Below are 16,360 nucleotides of genomic sequence, written 5' to 3' on the forward strand. Positions count from 1 at the left end.
TATGAATACTGATTTCAAACCGTATTACGCAGTAATATTCACATCGACATTAGTAAAACCTAGCGAAGTGTATAATGCCATGGCACAACGTATGGCAGAACTCTCAAAACAACAACCGGGTTTTATTAGTATGGATAGCGCAAGAAGTGATGTTGGTATAACCATCTGTTATTGGGAATCTCTTGAAGCCATAGAACATTGGAAACGTAATGCGGAGCATAGAGAAGCTCAGCACAGAGGCATCACTGAATGGTACAAGTACTACAATGTTAGGATTTGCAAGGTGGAACGAGAGTACGAATTTAACCGTTGAAAAAGATTATAAACTACATAAAGCGCAATAAGGTAAAGTCGGCTGTTATAGCTGTACTTTTGATTGCCTATTATTTCTGTTTACCCAAACAACTTTTTAAAGATCCAACGGCTACTGTCATTACGAGTAATAATGATGAACTTTTAGGTGCTTTGATTGCTAATGATGGGCAATGGCGTTTTCCGCACAATGACAGTATTCCAGAAAAATTCAGGCAATGTATTGTCCATTTTGAAGATGAATACTTTTACAAGCATCCTGGCTTTAACCCAATATCCATATTCAAAGCACTGAAACAAAATCTTAGTTCTGGTAGTGTAAAACGTGGTGGTAGCACACTTACCCAGCAAGTTATCAGACTATCTAGAAAAGGACAATCTAGAACCTACCTGGAAAAAGCGAAGGAAATAGTTCTTGCTACTCGATTAGAGTTTAGAGAATCAAAAGAAGATATATTGGCATTCTACGCTAGTAATGCACCTTTTGGTGGCAATGTCGTTGGGCTAGATGCTGCGTCCTGGCGCTATTTCAACAGGCATCCCAATGATTTGTCTTGGGCAGAAAGTGCTACATTGGCTGTACTGCCAAATGCACCAAGTCTTATTTATCCTGGTAAAAATCAGGAGCGGCTTTTAAAGAAACGAGACCGATTATTGAGCAAGTTGCTCGCCAAAGGAATCATCGATTCGCTAACTTACGATTTGTCTATCGTAGAGAGTCTTCCTCAAAAGCCTTATCCTTTGCCTCAGATAGCACCTCACCTATTACAAAGAATTGCTAAGACAAATCGTGGCAACTACGTACAGACCACTGTAGATAAACAATTACAACATCAAGCCAATACCATTGTTCAAAATCACTACAACCTTCTGAAGCAAAATGAAATTTACAACATTGCCGTTTTAGTTTTAGATAACAACACCAAAGAAGTGCTTACCTATATTGGTAATTCCCCAACAGATAAAGCACATCAAAATCATGTGGACATTATTAATAAACCTAGAAGTACTGGCAGTATTCTGAAGCCTTTCTTATATACTGCTATGCTTGATGCTGGAGATATTTTACCTAATACTTTGGTGCCAGACGTACCAACGCAATTTGGCAGCTATGCTCCAGAAAATTTCAATAAAGAATTTGATGGTGCTATACCAGCCAGTAAAGCATTATCGCGTTCACTGAATGTGCCCTCTGTACGGATGCTTCAACGATTTGGTCTGGATCGTTTTCACCATTACCTCAAAAAACTTCAACTCAAAGACATTACGAAAAATGCAAATCATTACGGTTTGTCACTCATTCTCGGTGGTGCCGAAAGTAATCTATGGGACTTATGCAAAAGCTACTCTGCAATGTCTTCAACCTTAAATCATTTTAGTGAAACCTCTAGCGAATACTATACTAATGAATTCTGTGAGCCAAAACTTATTGCTTCCGAACGTATAGATCTTGGCAACAAAACGCAAGAAAAACCACTATTTGATGCTGCTTCAATTTACCTCACCTTCGAAAGCCTGAAAGAAGTAAATCGCCCTGAAGGGGAAGATAATTGGGAGTTTTATGATGGCTCCAAGCAGATAGCCTGGAAAACAGGAACCAGCTTTGGGTTTAGAGATGCTTGGGCTATTGGCACTACAAAAGACTATACCGTTGGCGTTTGGGTTGGAAATGCTGATGGCGAAGGACGTCCTGGATTGGTTGGTGTACAAACTGCTGCGCCTATACTATTTGATGTTTTTGATTTACTCCCAAATAGTGAGTGGTTCAGTAAACCTTATGACGAAATGCAAGAAGTTAGTATTTGTGCATTGAGTGGCTACAGAGCATCTCCAAATTGTGATGCTTCCGAATCGAAATACATTCAGCAAAGTGGTTTAAAGACCAAACCTTGTCCTTATCATGTCTTGGTGCATTTGGATATTAGTGGCCAGTATCGCGTGAACACGTCTTGCGAATCTATGAATAGTATACATCAAAAGTCATGGTTTGTGCTTCCGCCTTTGATGGCACATTATTACAAAACCAAAAATCCGTTTTATCAACCGTTGCCAAAGTTTAGGATGGATTGCAGTCCAGAAGAAACTACTAATCTAGCTTTTATCTATCCTAAGGAAAGTAGCAACATCTTTTTACCTAAAGATTTAGACGGCACTACGAATGAGCTTGTTCTAAAACTGGCACACTCCAAACCCGAAACGACTGTCTATTGGTACTTGGATGATCGATATCTAGGAAGTACTAAGGATATTCATGATATGGCTGTTCTACCTAGTGTGGGCGAACATTATATCACAGTTGTAGATGCTCTAGGAAATGAGGCAAAAAGAAAGGTTACCATTTCTAATTAGACGTGTTGCTGCACTTTTGTCTCCTCGAGTGCATTCGAGAGGTAACTAGTTGAAGTCAGTATCTATAAGCATCTTGTCGTTTAAATCCATCAGCTTTATATAATCAACTTCACCAGCACCCAAAAACCGGTACCGAACACCAACAACCTTACCAATAGATTCGTTATAACGCTTCATAAAAATTACTTCGTCATCAACTGAGACCTTTACATTCTTGTTTTCTACATGAATCTCAATATCCTTGAAATCCGATAGCTCAACACCAAAAGCTGATAGATCGTGTTCTTTACCTTTCAAAAACACATCATTCAATAGGACTCTTAGTTCTGAAACACAACCTGGAATTGAAAACGGAACAATCATAGCGCCTTTAGTCCCTAATATTACAACTCTCGAAGTTTCACAAACAGCCCATTTGTCATTATACACGTTTTTAAAAGCCGTTTTTAATACAAAATTATCTGCTGAAAGATGATCAAATTCATCTACGAGATGAAACGTAGAGACCAATGGCTTTTCACTCGACGCAATTTCAGTTATAGCTTCGTCAGAAAGTTTTAAGCTTTCACTTTTAATATTGCTTTCATCAAAATACTTTGGAATAGGACTATAATCTATCGTGCCAAGCCAGCCTTCACTTTTTATAAACAAGTCATGCTCTTTCTTAATGTCGCCATCAACTAATAGCTTCGCTCTAAAGTAACCCGGAAAATAATATTGTCCTGTTGCTTGTGATTGATTCCGTTTCAGTTTGATGGTTTTAGTAACATCCCAATACTGCTGTATATATATACTATCGGAATCTACTCCTTTTAAATCTAAATCGAAGACAACAGAATTCGGCAAACCCTTAGCAATCGGTCTGCTTTCAAATTCCATCTTAGAGAAGTCAAAGTCTTTGTTCTTATCGGTAATGCTTCCAATCACGGAAAACAACGAAATAAAAAGCACCGCAATTATGGATGCATATACAAACACCTTTGTTTGTCCTTTTCCAGATTTATCTTCAGGTTCATTGACCTCATCGGTATTCGATTTGTTCTTGAATGCTCTCCAATTCAAATAGCCAGCAAATTGAGCCAGAGTATTTAAGGTGCTAATGCTCGGTGCACTGTCGTAATTAACTTTCCCCCAAACGCGCTTTAATGTCGTAGGGCTCAAAAGCACATTAGTTTCTTTTTGAATCGCTTCGCTAAGTTCAACAAACACATCGCTATGCCATTGTGTAGCAGAGCCCCAACCTAATTTCGCTTCGATTTCTCTTAGGCACTCCTGAACCAGTTCGTATTCTTTGTATGTCTTCATGATATTAAACAAAAGTCTCTAAAAATTGTGATTTGTACAACATTGAACAGTTTTGAACCAACTTGTTTCGCCAATTAGAACATTATCATTGAGCTTTATACTCATCAAACAAAACGGACATGAAAATTATATACACATTACCATCATTAGTTTTACTATTAGTATTTCAGTTTAGCATTTCGCAAAATAGTATTCCTATTGACACGACGCATTGGACTATTAATGCTAGATCTTATGTTCTCGAAAACTACAAAGGACAAGATGCTATCTACTTACAAGCTGGCGCCATGACGTTGAAAAACAGAACGTTCAAAAATGGCACAATAGAGTTTGATATTTTCCTGAAAGAAACACAAGCGTTTCCAGGTGTGTATTTTAGGGCTAAAGGGCTAGACAGCGAGCAATGGTATATAAGACCTCATTTGCCTGGAAAACCAGATGCTAACCAAGCGGCGGCTCTGACCAATGGAATTACACCATGGCAATTGTATTTTGGACCAAAATATTCGTTTCCTTATAACTATAAATACGACGATTGGACGCATGTAAAGATTGTTGTTAATGAGAATAAAGCGCAGGTATTTTTAGATTATTCTGAAACCCCTAACCTATCTTGGAACTTATTCTTTCCTCCTCAGGAAGGTCAAGTAATTATTAGAGGTGGTAACCAATCTGGTTTTCATATCGCAAATGTTAAGGTTGATGACACTACATCCACACTAGTTGACTTCAGTCCTATTGAACGTGAAGCTATTGAAGGTTTGGTAAATAGTTGGGAGATTTCCAATAAGTTTGAAGAAACCTTAGTGAATGTTCCTTCTAAGATTGATTCTTTAATAAACTCCAGAACTTGGCAAGGTACTATTACTGTTGAAGAAGGTACAGCTGCCAATATTTCTAAAAAGATTGTCCTGCGAGATGGTTCTAAAGGTAACACGGTTTTTGCCAAAATCACTATAAATTCTGACAGGGACCAAACCAAGTTATTTGAGTTTGGATATAGCGATCGTGTCATTGCAATTTTAAATGGAAATCCTATCTACAAAGGCACTAACAGATGGCGCTCCAGAGACTATCGTTATTTGGGTACCGTTGGGCTTTTTGACAGTGTTTATTTAAACCTTAAGAAAGGTGAAAACACACTGCTCATGGCAGTTTCAGAAGATTTTGGCGGCTGGTTGATTACTGGAAGATTTAAAGACTACAACGGAATAAAAATTGAGTAATTTATTAAAGTTTTTCTATAGGTCTTCACTATAAAAAAAGCCCAGCTCTACGAGCCGGGCTTTTAAAATTACACTTAAAAAAATTTAAGAACCACACATCAAGCAATCATCGCCTTCAGCTTCTTTAGCCTGAGCAATTAGGGCTTTCATTTCTTCTGCCGACATTGGTTCTACTTCAACAGATTCCTGTTGTTGTTGCTTAGCAAATTTCTCTGCGTTCTTAGCTGCTTGCTGACGTTGTTGAGCAATAACGGTTTCGTCTACCTCAACAGTTTCAGCAACTGGTTGTTCTTTTTTCTTGGTATCTAAGGTGAACTTAATTGCATCTACAGCACTCTTAGTACGTAGATAATACATTCCTGTTTTTAAGCCACTCTTCCATGCATAGAAATGCATTGATGTAAGCTTGGCCATAGTAGCACCTTCCATAAATAGGTTAAGTGACTGGGATTGGTCAATGAAATATCCTCTATGGCGAGACATATCTATAATGTCTTTCATACTTAGTTCCCAAACAGTCTTGTAAAGCTCTTTTATATCTTGAGGAATGATGTCTATATTCTGAATAGAACCATTAGCTCTCATGATATCTTGCTTTAAGCCTTCGTTCCATAATCCAAGTTGTACTAAGTCTTCTAGTAAGTGCTTGTTTACTACAATAAACTCACCTGAAAGTACACGTCTTGTATAAATGTTTGATGTATAAGGCTCAAAACACTCATTATTTCCTAGGATTTGAGACGTTGATGCGGTTGGCATTGGCGCCACTAATAGCGAGTTACGCACTCCGTGTTTCTTTACATCTTTACGCAGCTTTGCCCAGTCCCAATTACCACTCAATTCTTCGTCTTTAATTCCCCAAAGGTTGTGTTGGAACTCTCCTTTGCTAATAGGTGAACCTTTATATGTTTGGTATGCTCCATCTGCTTTTGCTTCTTCCATAGAAGCCGTTACAGCTGCAAAGTATAGGGTCTCGAAAATATCTTGGTTAAGCGCTTTGGCTTCATCACTTGTAAATGGTAATCTCAGCTTAATGAATGTATCTGCTAAACCTTGTACGCCAAGTCCTATTGGCCTGTGACGGAAGTTAGAATTTTCTGCTTCTTTTACTGGATAGTAGTTTCTATCGATAACCTTGTTAAGGTTCTTAGTCACACGCTTAGTAATTCGGAATAACTCCTTGTGATCAAACGCGCCATTCTTAACGAACATTGGTAACGCAATTGATGCTAGGTTACAAACCGCTACTTCATCTGGAGATGTGTACTCCATAATCTCAGTACATAAGTTCGAAGACTTAATGGTTCCGAGATTCTTTTGGTTAGACTTACGGTTTGCTGCATCTTTATACAGCATATAAGGTGTTCCTGTTTCTATTTGAGATTCAAGGATTTTCTCCCATAATTCTCTTGCTTTGATCTTCTTTCTTCCTTTTCCTTCAGCTTCATACTTTGTATACAAGGCTTCAAACTCTTCGCTATGTGTATCAGCCAATCCAGGGCATTCATTAGGACACATTAAGGTCCACTCGCCATCTTCCTGTACACGTTTCATGAATAAATCCGAAATCCACATTGCATAGAATAAATCGCGTGCACGCATTTCTTCTTTACCATGGTTTTTCTTAAGGTCTAAGAAATCAAAAATATCTGCATGCCAAGTCTCTAGGTATATGGCAAAGCTTCCTTTACGCTTCCCTCCTCCTTGGTCTACATATCTCGCTGTATCGTTGAATACTCTGAGCATTGGCACAATACCATTGGATGTTCCATTGGTACCTGCGATATAACTTCCTGTTGCTCTAATGTTGTGAATAGATAATCCTATTCCTCCTGCAGATTGCGAAATCTTAGCAGTTTGTTTTAATGTATCATAAATACCATCAATACTATCTTCTTTCATTGTTAGTAAGAAACAAGAAGACATTTGTGGTTTTGGTGTACCTGAGTTAAATAAAGTTGGTGTCGCGTGAGTAAAGTATTTTTTGGACATGAGTTCGTAAGTCTCCACTGCCGCATCGATATCGTCTAAATGAATTCCTACAGAAACTCTCATGAGCATGTGCTGTGGTCGTTCAGCAATTTGTCCATTAAGTTTCAATAAGTATGAACGTTCTAAAGTTTTGAATCCAAAATAATCGTATCCGAAGTCACGGTTATAGATAATAGTAGAGTCTAGTTTCTCCTTATTATCCATAATGACTTTATAGACTTCATCAGATAGCAACGGTGCTTTTTTGCCAGTACGAGGATTTACATAGGTATATAAATCTTCCATTACTTCTGAGAAAGTTTTCTTGGTATTCTTATGTAGGTTTGAGACCGAAATACGTGCTGCTAGCTTTGCATAATCTGGATGCGCTGTGGTCATCGTTGCTGCAATTTCTGCTGCAAGATTATCTAATTCGCTAGTGGTTACACCATCGTATAACCCTTCTATTACACGCATTGCTACTTTTACTGGATCTACTAGCTCGTTCAATCCATAGCATAATTTTCTCACCCTTGAGGTGATCTTGTCGAACATCATTGGTTCTTTGCGACCGTCTCTTTTTACTACATACATACTTTACTTAGTTTTTTAGTTTCCGATACACCTTCGGAAAATTAGTTAGTTAGATTCTGCGAGGCTGTCTGTAAGACAACTTCGAATTATTATTCTGGATTAATTAATGTTGAATGGACTCCTAGAAATCGGCGTCGAAGCTGAACTTGTCTTCTTCTTCCTCTTTGTTTAGGACTCCTGCTTTTTGATATTCGGACACACGCTTTTCAAAGAAGTTGGTTTTTCCTTGAAGCGATATCATGTCCATAAAATCAAATGGATTAGCCGTATTGTATTCTTTTTCGCAACCCAATTCGCCTAAAAGACGATCGGTAACAAATTCTAAATACTGCGTCATTAGGTTTGCGTTCATTCCTATTAAACTAACAGGAAGGGATTCGGTAATGAACTCGCGTTCTATATTAAGGGCGTCAACAATAATCTCTCTGATACGTTCTTTTGGTACTTTGTTTACCAGGTGGTTGTTATGCAAATGCACAGCAAAATCGCAATGCACACCTTCGTCTCTTGAGATTAATTCATTAGAGAAGGTTAATCCTGGCATTAAACCACGCTTCTTCAACCAGAAAATTGAGCAAAATGCTCCTGAAAAGAAAATTCCTTCTACAGCTGCAAAAGCAATAAGGCGCTCAGCAAAGCTTGGAGAATCTATCCATTTTAAAGCCCAATCTGCTTTTTTCTTAATCGCTGGGAAATTCTCAATGGCATTGAATAAAGTATCCTTTTCTTTTTCATCCTTCACATAAGTATCAATAAGCAAAGAATAGGTCTCACTGTGGATGTTTTCCATCATAATCTGGAATCCATAGAAGAACTTTGCCTCACTATATTGAACTTCATTTACGAAATTCTCGGCTAAGTTTTCATTTACAATACCATCACTAGCAGCAAAAAATGCTAAAATGTGTTTAATGAAATAACGCTCATCATCATTTAGCTTAGTTGCCCAATCTGTCAAATCTTGATGAAGATCTATCTCTTCTGCAGTCCAAAAACTTGCCTCAGACTTTTTGTACCATTCCCAAATATCATGATGTTGGATTGGAAAAATTACAAATCGGTCTTTGTTTTCTTGCAAAATTGGTTCTACCTGTTGAGACATATCTTCTTCATTAAATGTTAAAAAATGGATGTAAATTTTCGTGTGATTTGGGACTAACAAAGATTGAAAAATGTCTCTAATAATGAAAGACTTAGTTATGAACATTGTCAACAAGTTTTTAACAAAATTTAAGATTTGTAGCAAACTCATTTTTTATTTCAAATTCATATAAATTACTGATTTTCAATAATTTAACAAACGTTAAACAAAACGAAATTAGCGTAAGAAAAAGCACATGAAAACCGCGACCAGCTTAGATTTTTTCTAGATTTTTGCCTTTATAAAAATGGCTTGGTGAGTTCAAAAAATAAAAGAGAACCGAAGTCGGTTCTCTTTTCCCTAATAATTAACTAAACTAACTAAAACTATTTAAAAAACACTTTTCAGTTGAAATTCTAGAGTTAGTAAAAAGTCAGAGATCAACCCTGACTTTTGTGATTAATAGCATTTAATCTAACTTAAAGTGAATCCCCACGATCACTCTATATTTTATGTTAAGGTCAGCACTATTATTACAAATATCTAAAACCATATACTATATATTTATGCGGATGTATAAATGGCTCAAAAAAATGTATAAATGGCACGAGCCAAAAAGGCAATCGCCTTACTTTCTACACAATAAACCCAACAATCTATACATCTGCTTAGCTAGGCTTGTTGGAGTTATTAGTATATTTGAAATACGATGATTAAAGCAGTAATTGTAGACGATGAGCCTAAAGCTATTCAAAGCTTGTCTTGGGAGTTAAATAATTTTAGCGACCAGATACAGGTTGTGGAAACGTTTTCTGATCCTCACGAAGCTATTACCTATCTCAACTCCAACACTCCAGATTGTTTGTTTCTTGATATTCAGATGCCGACAATGGACGGATTTCAGTTTTTGGACAAACTCTATAATACCGAGTTTGCTATTGTTATTACTACTGCCTACAATGAATATGCGATAAAAGCCTTAAAGCATGAGGCTATAGATTATCTGGTTAAACCCATAGATTCTGATGATCTAGAGGATACTCTGAAAAAAATCAGAAAATTTAATAGTCGCTTGGTGAACTCTACCAAAATTGAAGAGGCTCTGAGAAACTTTAATAGTCATCACAACAAAAAGAAAATCACGATCAATACAGATGGAAAATTAATTTTTGTTGATGTGGATGATATCATTATGGCTGAGTCTGACGGAAACTACAGTACCATATTTATGGAAGGTGGACAGAAGCTTGTTGTCACCAAAAAACTAAAGGAAGTTAATAGCATACTGCCTGATAATTATTTTTTCAGAATCCATAACTCGTACATCATAAACTTAAATAAGATTAAAGAATTTATTAAGAATGAAGGCTATGTCGTAATGACCAGTAACCATAAGGTTCCTGTGGCTAGGCAACGTAAATCCGATTTTTTAGAAAAACTATGACATGTCAGTAACTCCCCTAAGATTTACTAATTCTTCTTCCTTTAAGGCATTGTCCTTTTTGCTATTACTCTGCTTGCAATTTACCTATAGCCAGAATGCTAATGACTCTATATTTATTTCTAAAGTAGACCAAATACTAAAGCTCAAGCCTGATAATTATGTGGCTTTAGATTCGGTATTATGGTCATATCAGAAAGATAGCCTTAAGATGTTTTCTTTAAAAGATAAATCCAAACAAGAAAACTATGCGCTAGGAGAAGGTTATGCTTCAAATGCTCTTGGGATCATCAATAGAGATATTTCTAATTACGAAACTGCTATCGATTTCCACAAACAAGCAGAATCACTAGCTAAAAGTGTTGACAATATAGAGCTACAAGTCATTTCATTAAACATGATCGGTGTTGTGTACAGACGTATGGATGTTATTAAACCTGCTCTCGATTACCACACCAAAGCACTTAATCTTGCGGAATCAACAAAAGACAGAACTAAAAATTTAAAGCGAAGCATTGCCGTGTCTCAGAACAGCATGGGTAATATCTACCTTGCTTTAAAGCAATGGGATTTGGCAATATCTCAGTTCGATAAATCCCTTGCCATCGAATTAGAAGAGGATAATAAGCTTGGGTTAGCCATAAATTATCATAATATTGGTTATGCTGAAGAAGCTAAAGGCAACTTAGAGAAAGCACTGACCAATTATAGACGCTCTCTAGGCTACAATAATATTATTGATTCTGATCTGGGACGAGTGATATGTGATAATAGTATTGGTAAAGTCTACATAAAGCAAGAAAAGTATGAAGAGGCAAGACCACTCATTGAGGAAGCTTTAGAGAAAGCTTTAAAAATTGGAGACAAGTTTTACATTGCCTCATCCTACATCAATTTGGGATGGCTCGAGAAAGAATTAGGTTTGCTCAATGGTGCCAAGGAACACCTCAGCTTAGGTATGGAAACCGCAACTAACTTCAACCTAAGAAGTTCTATCGTACTAGCCAATCAACATCTTTCAGATTTATATACCATGCAAGGTGATCATAAATTGGCTATGCATCACTACAAGCTTGCTACCGAAATGGATAATACCATTACCAACGAGCGAAATCTTCAATATGCAAATGATGTGATTATTGAATATCAAAATGAATCTAAGAATAGAGAGATTAAAGCGCTTGCTGATGAGAATGAGATTGTACGGTCCAAGCTCGAAAAAAACAAACGTATATTCTTGTTTGCAATGCTTGGTTTGATACTCATTGCTACCTTGATTATTGTCTTCAATAGGAATGAAAAACTTCAAAAAGAAAAACAAATTCTTACGTTAGAACAAGACATGTTGCGCAACCAGATGAATCCGCACTTCATCTTTAACTCGCTCAATTCGATAAAGCTATACATCATTAATAATGAAAAGGAGAATGCCGTCTACTATCTTAATAAGTTTGCTAAGCTGATTAGAAAAATCTTGGTGGCTACGACAGAAAAAGATATCAGCCTTGAGGAAGAGCTTGAAACCATGCAACTCTATATGAATATTGAAAACATCAGGTTTTCTAACGCTATTGATTTTAATGTTGTTATAGATGAAAATATACAAACGGCAACCATAAAAGTGCCTTCGTTGATCCTTCAACCTTTCTTGGAAAATGCGCTTTGGCATGGTTTGTCTTCTAAAGCAGAAGACAAGCGTATAGCGTTACACGTCTCTAAACCAGACCAAGAATATATTTCTATAAGTATTACTGACAATGGCATTGGAAGGCAGGAATCTGAGCGAATTAATCAAGCTAAACTTCTGAAGCGGAAGTCGGTTGGTATTGACCTTACTAAGGCAAGATTAGCTAATTTCTCAAAGGATTATGCTGGCGACTATAAGCTAAACATTGAAGATCTTTTTGATGGTAATGGCAAGGCGTGTGGCACAAAAGTAGTTGTTATCATTCCGATACAACAACACACGTTAAAGACCGCTTAATGCTACATATCTTTGGCTACTTTCTCTAATTCGGTATACCAATCCTCTCCAAACTTTCTAATCAAAGCTTCTTTTACAAATTTGTAAACAGGCACTTGCAGTTCTTTACCTAGTGTACAGGCATCATCACAAAGTTGCCATTTGTGGTAATTCACAGAAGAAAACTCTGAGTAATCCTTAACGCGTATTGGATACAGATGACAAGACACAGGTTTCTTCCAATCAATTTCTCCTTTATTATAGGCTTCTTCAATACCACAAAGCGCAACATCTTTATCATCAAAAATGACGTAAGCACACTCTGCATTATTGATTAATGGTGTTTCTAGCTCTCCTTCTTCAGAAGTTACAAAAACACCTAGTTTTTCAATAGTATCAATACCTTCTTGCCTTAGGAATGGCTTCACTTTAGGATATATTTCTTTCAGAATTTCTGTTTCCTCCTTTTCTAATGGTGCTCCTGCATCTCCATCAATACAACAAGCACCTTTGCATGCAGACAGATTGCATACAAAATCGCGCTCAATGATATCCTCCGAAACTATTGTTTTTCCTAGTTGAAACATGTCTCAAAAGTAATTAAAGTTTACGTTTATTTAATAGTAGAAATCATAATTAAATAACGACCTTTGCGGCGAATATAAATCTATACTCAAATGCAACTTAGTTTTAAAGAAATTTTTACGGCTTTTATGGTGTTGTTTGCTGTGATAGATATCATCGGAAACATCCCAATTATTATTGACCTAAGGAAAAAAGTTGGTCATATTCAAAGTGAAAAGGCATCGCTGATTGCTGGTGTTATTATGATCGTATTCTTGTTTGTTGGACAAAGTCTGTTGTCCTTAATAGGAATCGATGTAAACTCTTTTGCGGTCGCTGGTGCATTTATTCTTTTCTTCATTGCTTTGGAAATGATCTTAGGCATAACGCTTTACAAAGATGATGGTGATGGCGCGATAACTGCTTCAGTATTTCCACTAGCGTTTCCGTTAATTGCTGGGCCTGGTAGTTTAACAACTTTGTTATCGCTCAGAGCTGAGTTTGCAATAGAAAATATAATCATTGCTGTAATATTCAATGTACTCTTCATTTATCTTGTACTGAAAACTTCAGCGAGAATAGAGCGGTTTATTGGTAAAAACGGTATTAACATTATTCGTAAAGTTTTTGGCGTAATTTTGCTAGCCATAGCTGTAAAGTTATTTGCAGCAAATATTAAAGCTTTACTTATCTAATTATGAGAACCTTTTCAATCGTATTTACAATAATTGCCATAGGGATTATTGTGTTAAACGCTACCAAACTAAACTTTGATGGGCTTTTTGAAGGTGAAAGCCTAGTGGCTTGCATTACCATATTGGCAGCACTTTGTGCCCTGGCACTTGTTTGGATTTTAAACATCTCAAAGCAAATACAAAAACTCTCAAAAGGAAAGCCTAATGTTTGATGCTTTAATTATTGGAGGCGGTGCAGCTGGGATGTCTTGTGCTTTAGTACTTGGATCTGCTAAACCTAAGCCTTTTGCTGAAGATAAGCGTGTTGGAATTATTGTTCACCAGAAGGCATCGCATCTTCAGAATGCGCTTTTTAATAATGTTCTCGGTTTGGAACCAGGAACAACAGGAGCTTCAATTCTAGAAAGTGGTAAACAACAATTAGCTGATCTATATCCGCATGTAGAGCAAATTGCTAATGAAAAAGTCTTTGAAATTCTAAAAAGTGAAAATGGTTTTATAGTAACTACAAACAAAGGCACTTATCTAAGCAAACTCGTCGTGGTTGCTGTTGGATACACCGATCTATTGACTATAAAAGGCCTTGAGGATTATATTGAAGCCCATCCAAAAGCTAACGCAGAAAAGAATAGAATTTGGCTTAAAAACACGGATCACCTTATTGAGGAACATCTTTATGTCGCTGGGACTTTAGCAGGATGGCGTAGCCAATTTGCTATTGCTTCGGGTAGTGGTGCGCAAGTTGCTACAGATATTCTTACACTTTGGAATGGCGGTAAGCATGCCAAAATTCATGATAAGGTAAAGTAATTACTGTCCTCGACTAAGTAGAATCACTTCTTCGACCATACTATCATCTTCATTGAGAATTTGATGGTAAGTATTATCACCATACAATTGCTGGCCTAATGCGGCTTTTATCATACGTTTTATTTGGTCATGATAAGCTACAAACGTAATTCTGGTACGTTCTCTAAAGTTTAGATAGTCTTGAAATCGAACGACAACATCATCGCTCACATCAAAATTGTTCATGAAGTCTTCTTTAGTAACACCTTTGTAAAGACTTCTATCTTTATCTAATTCTTCGAATACGAAATAGCTTATGTATCCGCGTTGCTCGATATACGTTAGAGTTTCATTTTGTACGCTGGTATCTAATGGCACAAACACATCAGGAATGATACCTCCGCCTCCATAAACCACCTTTCCGCCTGGCGTTACGAAACGTAAGGAATCAGCAACCTGAATATTTTCACTATTGCTAAGTTCCCCTGTACGAAGTCTTTTGTAGTAATCTTGATAGTAACGCTTGCTACTACCATTCTCGTAAGGGCGTTGTATTGACCTTCCTGTTGGTGTGTAATAACGAGATACTGTAAGACGTACAGCACTACCATCTCCCAATGCCATTTCGCGTTGTACTAATCCTTTACCATAAGAACGTCTTCCAACTATCGTTCCTTTATCATTGTCTTGTAATGCGCCTGCAACAATTTCACTGGCTGATGCTGAACTTTCATTCATCATCACATAGATATCACCTTCTTCAAAATCGCCACGTCGTGTTGCAAAGCTCTTCTCTACTTTTCCTCTTTTGTTCTTTGTAAATAAAATTAGCTTATCATCTTCTAAGAATTCATCTACTATCTGCTCTGCAATACCAATAAAACCTCCTAAGTTATCTCTTAAATCTAAGGCTAGCTTTGTTGCGCCTTGGTCTTGTAACTTATCTAGCGCAGTTTTGAACTCTTTATATGAAGATTCTGCAAATCGATTCAACTTTATATAGCCCAAGTTGTTTGTCAACATGTACGCTGCATCAACACTCTTAATTGGAATATCTGACCGCTTTACTGTAAAGTCCAACAACTCATCTTCACCTTTTCTAAGCACTTTTAGCTTGACTTTGGTGTTCTTCTCTCCTTTCAGCTTTTTTACAATATCATCATTGGACCAATCTCTTCCATAGATAGAATCTCCATCAGCCATTATAATTCTATCGCCCGATTTGATACCAACTTTTTCACTTGGCCCTCCTTCAGTTGGACGAATCACCACAACGGTATCTCTGTAGGTGTAGAAATTAACTCCAATACCTACGAAGTCACCTTTCATGTTTTCGGTAACGCGTTGTAATTCTTCTTTGGGAATATAGGTTGAATGCGGATCAAGGTTATCCAAAATACCATTTACAGTAACATCGACAATACTATCCGTATTCACTTCATCTACATACTCATAATCTATATAATCGATAAGCCTGTTGAGTTTGTCCTTCTTACTATTGGTTGTAAACAAGCGATCGGACTTATCCGTGAAGTTTAGCTTGCCTCCTATGAGGACTCCAGCAGCAACTGCAATACCAATAATAAGCGGGATGTATTTTTTGTGTTCTGCCATTAGGCTTTTAGATCTTCTATATGTTGTAACTCAATGCCTGCTTTTTCCAAAAAACGTAAGCCAGAATCATCTTTGTAAGCTTCACTATATACTACTCTTACAATTCCTGCCTGATGAATTAGTTTACTACACTCTCTACAAGGCGATAATGTAATGTACAAGGTTGCTCCCTTACAAGATTGTGTCGACGCAGCTACTTTTAAAATAGCATTGGCCTCTGCATGCAATACATACCACTTTGTGTAGCCTTCTTCATCTTCGCAATAGTTTTCAAAACCTGTTGGTGTACCATTGTAACCGTCTGAAATTATCATTCGGTCTTTCACAATTATGGCTCCAACTTGTTTACGCTTACAATGCGATAACTTTCCCCATTCTCTTGCTATTCTCAAATAAGCCTTATCGTATCGCAGTTGTTTTTCTTCTGGCATTCTATCTTTTGTATTAACGAATATA

General features: G+C 37.0%; 14 protein-coding genes. 8 read left to right on the forward strand and 6 right to left on the reverse strand.

Annotated features, from left to right (window positions below; all coding sequences use genetic code 11):
- The first annotated feature begins 1 nt into the window (after position 1).
- On the forward strand, positions 2 to 313 hold the full coding sequence (locus NCE97_RS00665; RefSeq protein ID WP_353776938.1) for an antibiotic biosynthesis monooxygenase family protein: 312 nt from the start codon (positions 2 to 4) through the stop codon (positions 311 to 313).
- Entirely contained in the window at positions 310 to 2,661 is a 2,352-nt protein-coding gene (gene pbpC / locus NCE97_RS00670) for a penicillin-binding protein 1C (RefSeq protein ID WP_353776939.1), read from the forward strand. The genes NCE97_RS00665 and pbpC overlap by 4 nt, the downstream gene beginning before the upstream one ends.
- A 45-nt stretch (positions 2,662 to 2,706) precedes the next feature.
- Here the strand turns inward: pbpC and NCE97_RS00675 are convergent, their stop codons facing one another.
- A complete protein-coding gene (locus NCE97_RS00675) occupies positions 2,707 to 3,966 on the reverse strand; it encodes a hypothetical protein (RefSeq protein ID WP_353776940.1) in 1,260 nt (419 codons plus the stop codon).
- A 119-nt stretch (positions 3,967 to 4,085) separates the two neighbouring features.
- On the opposite strand from NCE97_RS00675, the gene NCE97_RS00680 reads away from it, so the two are divergent.
- Positions 4,086 to 5,192: a hypothetical protein gene (locus NCE97_RS00680; protein ID WP_353776941.1), complete on the forward strand. Its 1,107-nt coding sequence runs from the start codon at positions 4,086 to 4,088 to the stop codon at positions 5,190 to 5,192.
- Positions 5,193 to 5,276: 84 nt separating this feature from the next.
- Here the strand turns inward: NCE97_RS00680 and NCE97_RS00685 are convergent, their stop codons facing one another.
- Both NCE97_RS00685 and NCE97_RS00690 read right to left on the reverse strand, forming a co-directional pair.
- Entirely contained in the window at positions 5,277 to 7,757 is a 2,481-nt protein-coding gene (locus tag NCE97_RS00685; RefSeq protein ID WP_353776942.1) for a ribonucleoside-diphosphate reductase subunit alpha, read from the reverse strand.
- Between the two features lie 121 nt (positions 7,758 to 7,878).
- Complete coding sequence (locus NCE97_RS00690) at positions 7,879 to 8,859, reverse strand: ribonucleotide-diphosphate reductase subunit beta (protein WP_353777476.1); 981 nt, start codon at positions 8,857 to 8,859, stop codon at positions 7,879 to 7,881.
- 688 nt (positions 8,860 to 9,547) lie between these two features.
- Between NCE97_RS00690 and NCE97_RS00695 the strand changes: the two genes are divergently transcribed.
- Positions 9,548 to 10,282 (forward strand): LytR/AlgR family response regulator transcription factor, encoded by a 735-nt coding sequence (locus NCE97_RS00695; protein WP_353776943.1) that lies wholly within the window; start codon positions 9,548 to 9,550, stop codon positions 10,280 to 10,282.
- A gap of 1 nt (position 10,283) precedes the next feature.
- Positions 10,284 to 12,263, forward strand: a complete 1,980-nt coding sequence (locus tag NCE97_RS00700; protein WP_353776944.1) for a tetratricopeptide repeat-containing sensor histidine kinase — start codon at positions 10,284 to 10,286, stop codon at positions 12,261 to 12,263.
- A 2-nt stretch (positions 12,264 to 12,265) separates the two neighbouring features.
- On the opposite strand, the gene NCE97_RS00705 is transcribed toward NCE97_RS00700, so the two are convergent.
- On the reverse strand, positions 12,266 to 12,829 hold the full coding sequence (locus NCE97_RS00705) for a DUF3109 family protein (RefSeq protein WP_353776945.1): 564 nt from the start codon (positions 12,827 to 12,829) through the stop codon (positions 12,266 to 12,268).
- Positions 12,830 to 12,919: 90 nt separating this feature from the next.
- Between NCE97_RS00705 and NCE97_RS00710 the strand changes: the two genes are divergently transcribed.
- The 3 genes from NCE97_RS00710 to NCE97_RS00720 are packed head-to-tail and all read left to right on the forward strand — an operon-like array spanning position 12,920 to position 14,311.
- Positions 12,920 to 13,501 (forward strand): MarC family protein, encoded by a 582-nt coding sequence (locus tag NCE97_RS00710; RefSeq protein ID WP_353776946.1) that lies wholly within the window; start codon positions 12,920 to 12,922, stop codon positions 13,499 to 13,501.
- Positions 13,502 to 13,503: 2 nt separating this feature from the next.
- Positions 13,504 to 13,713: a hypothetical protein gene (locus NCE97_RS00715; RefSeq protein ID WP_353776947.1), complete on the forward strand. Its 210-nt coding sequence runs from the start codon at positions 13,504 to 13,506 to the stop codon at positions 13,711 to 13,713.
- Positions 13,706 to 14,311: an FAD-dependent oxidoreductase gene (locus NCE97_RS00720; protein ID WP_353776948.1), complete on the forward strand. Its 606-nt coding sequence runs from the start codon at positions 13,706 to 13,708 to the stop codon at positions 14,309 to 14,311. The genes NCE97_RS00715 and NCE97_RS00720 overlap by 8 nt, the downstream gene beginning before the upstream one ends.
- On the opposite strand, the gene NCE97_RS00725 is transcribed toward NCE97_RS00720, so the two are convergent.
- Together NCE97_RS00725 and NCE97_RS00730 are read right to left on the reverse strand one after the other, a co-directional pair.
- A complete protein-coding gene (locus tag NCE97_RS00725) occupies positions 14,312 to 15,904 on the reverse strand; it encodes a S41 family peptidase (protein ID WP_353776949.1) in 1,593 nt (530 codons plus the stop codon).
- Positions 15,904 to 16,335: a deoxycytidylate deaminase gene (locus tag NCE97_RS00730; RefSeq protein ID WP_353776950.1), complete on the reverse strand. Its 432-nt coding sequence runs from the start codon at positions 16,333 to 16,335 to the stop codon at positions 15,904 to 15,906. The genes NCE97_RS00725 and NCE97_RS00730 overlap by 1 nt, the downstream gene beginning before the upstream one ends.
- Between the last annotated feature and the right edge of the window lie 25 nt (positions 16,336 to 16,360).

Origin of the sequence: Winogradskyella sp. 3972H.M.0a.05, from assembly GCF_040493455.1 — a bacterium.
Classification (GTDB): Bacteria; Bacteroidota; Bacteroidia; order Flavobacteriales; family Flavobacteriaceae; genus Microcosmobacter.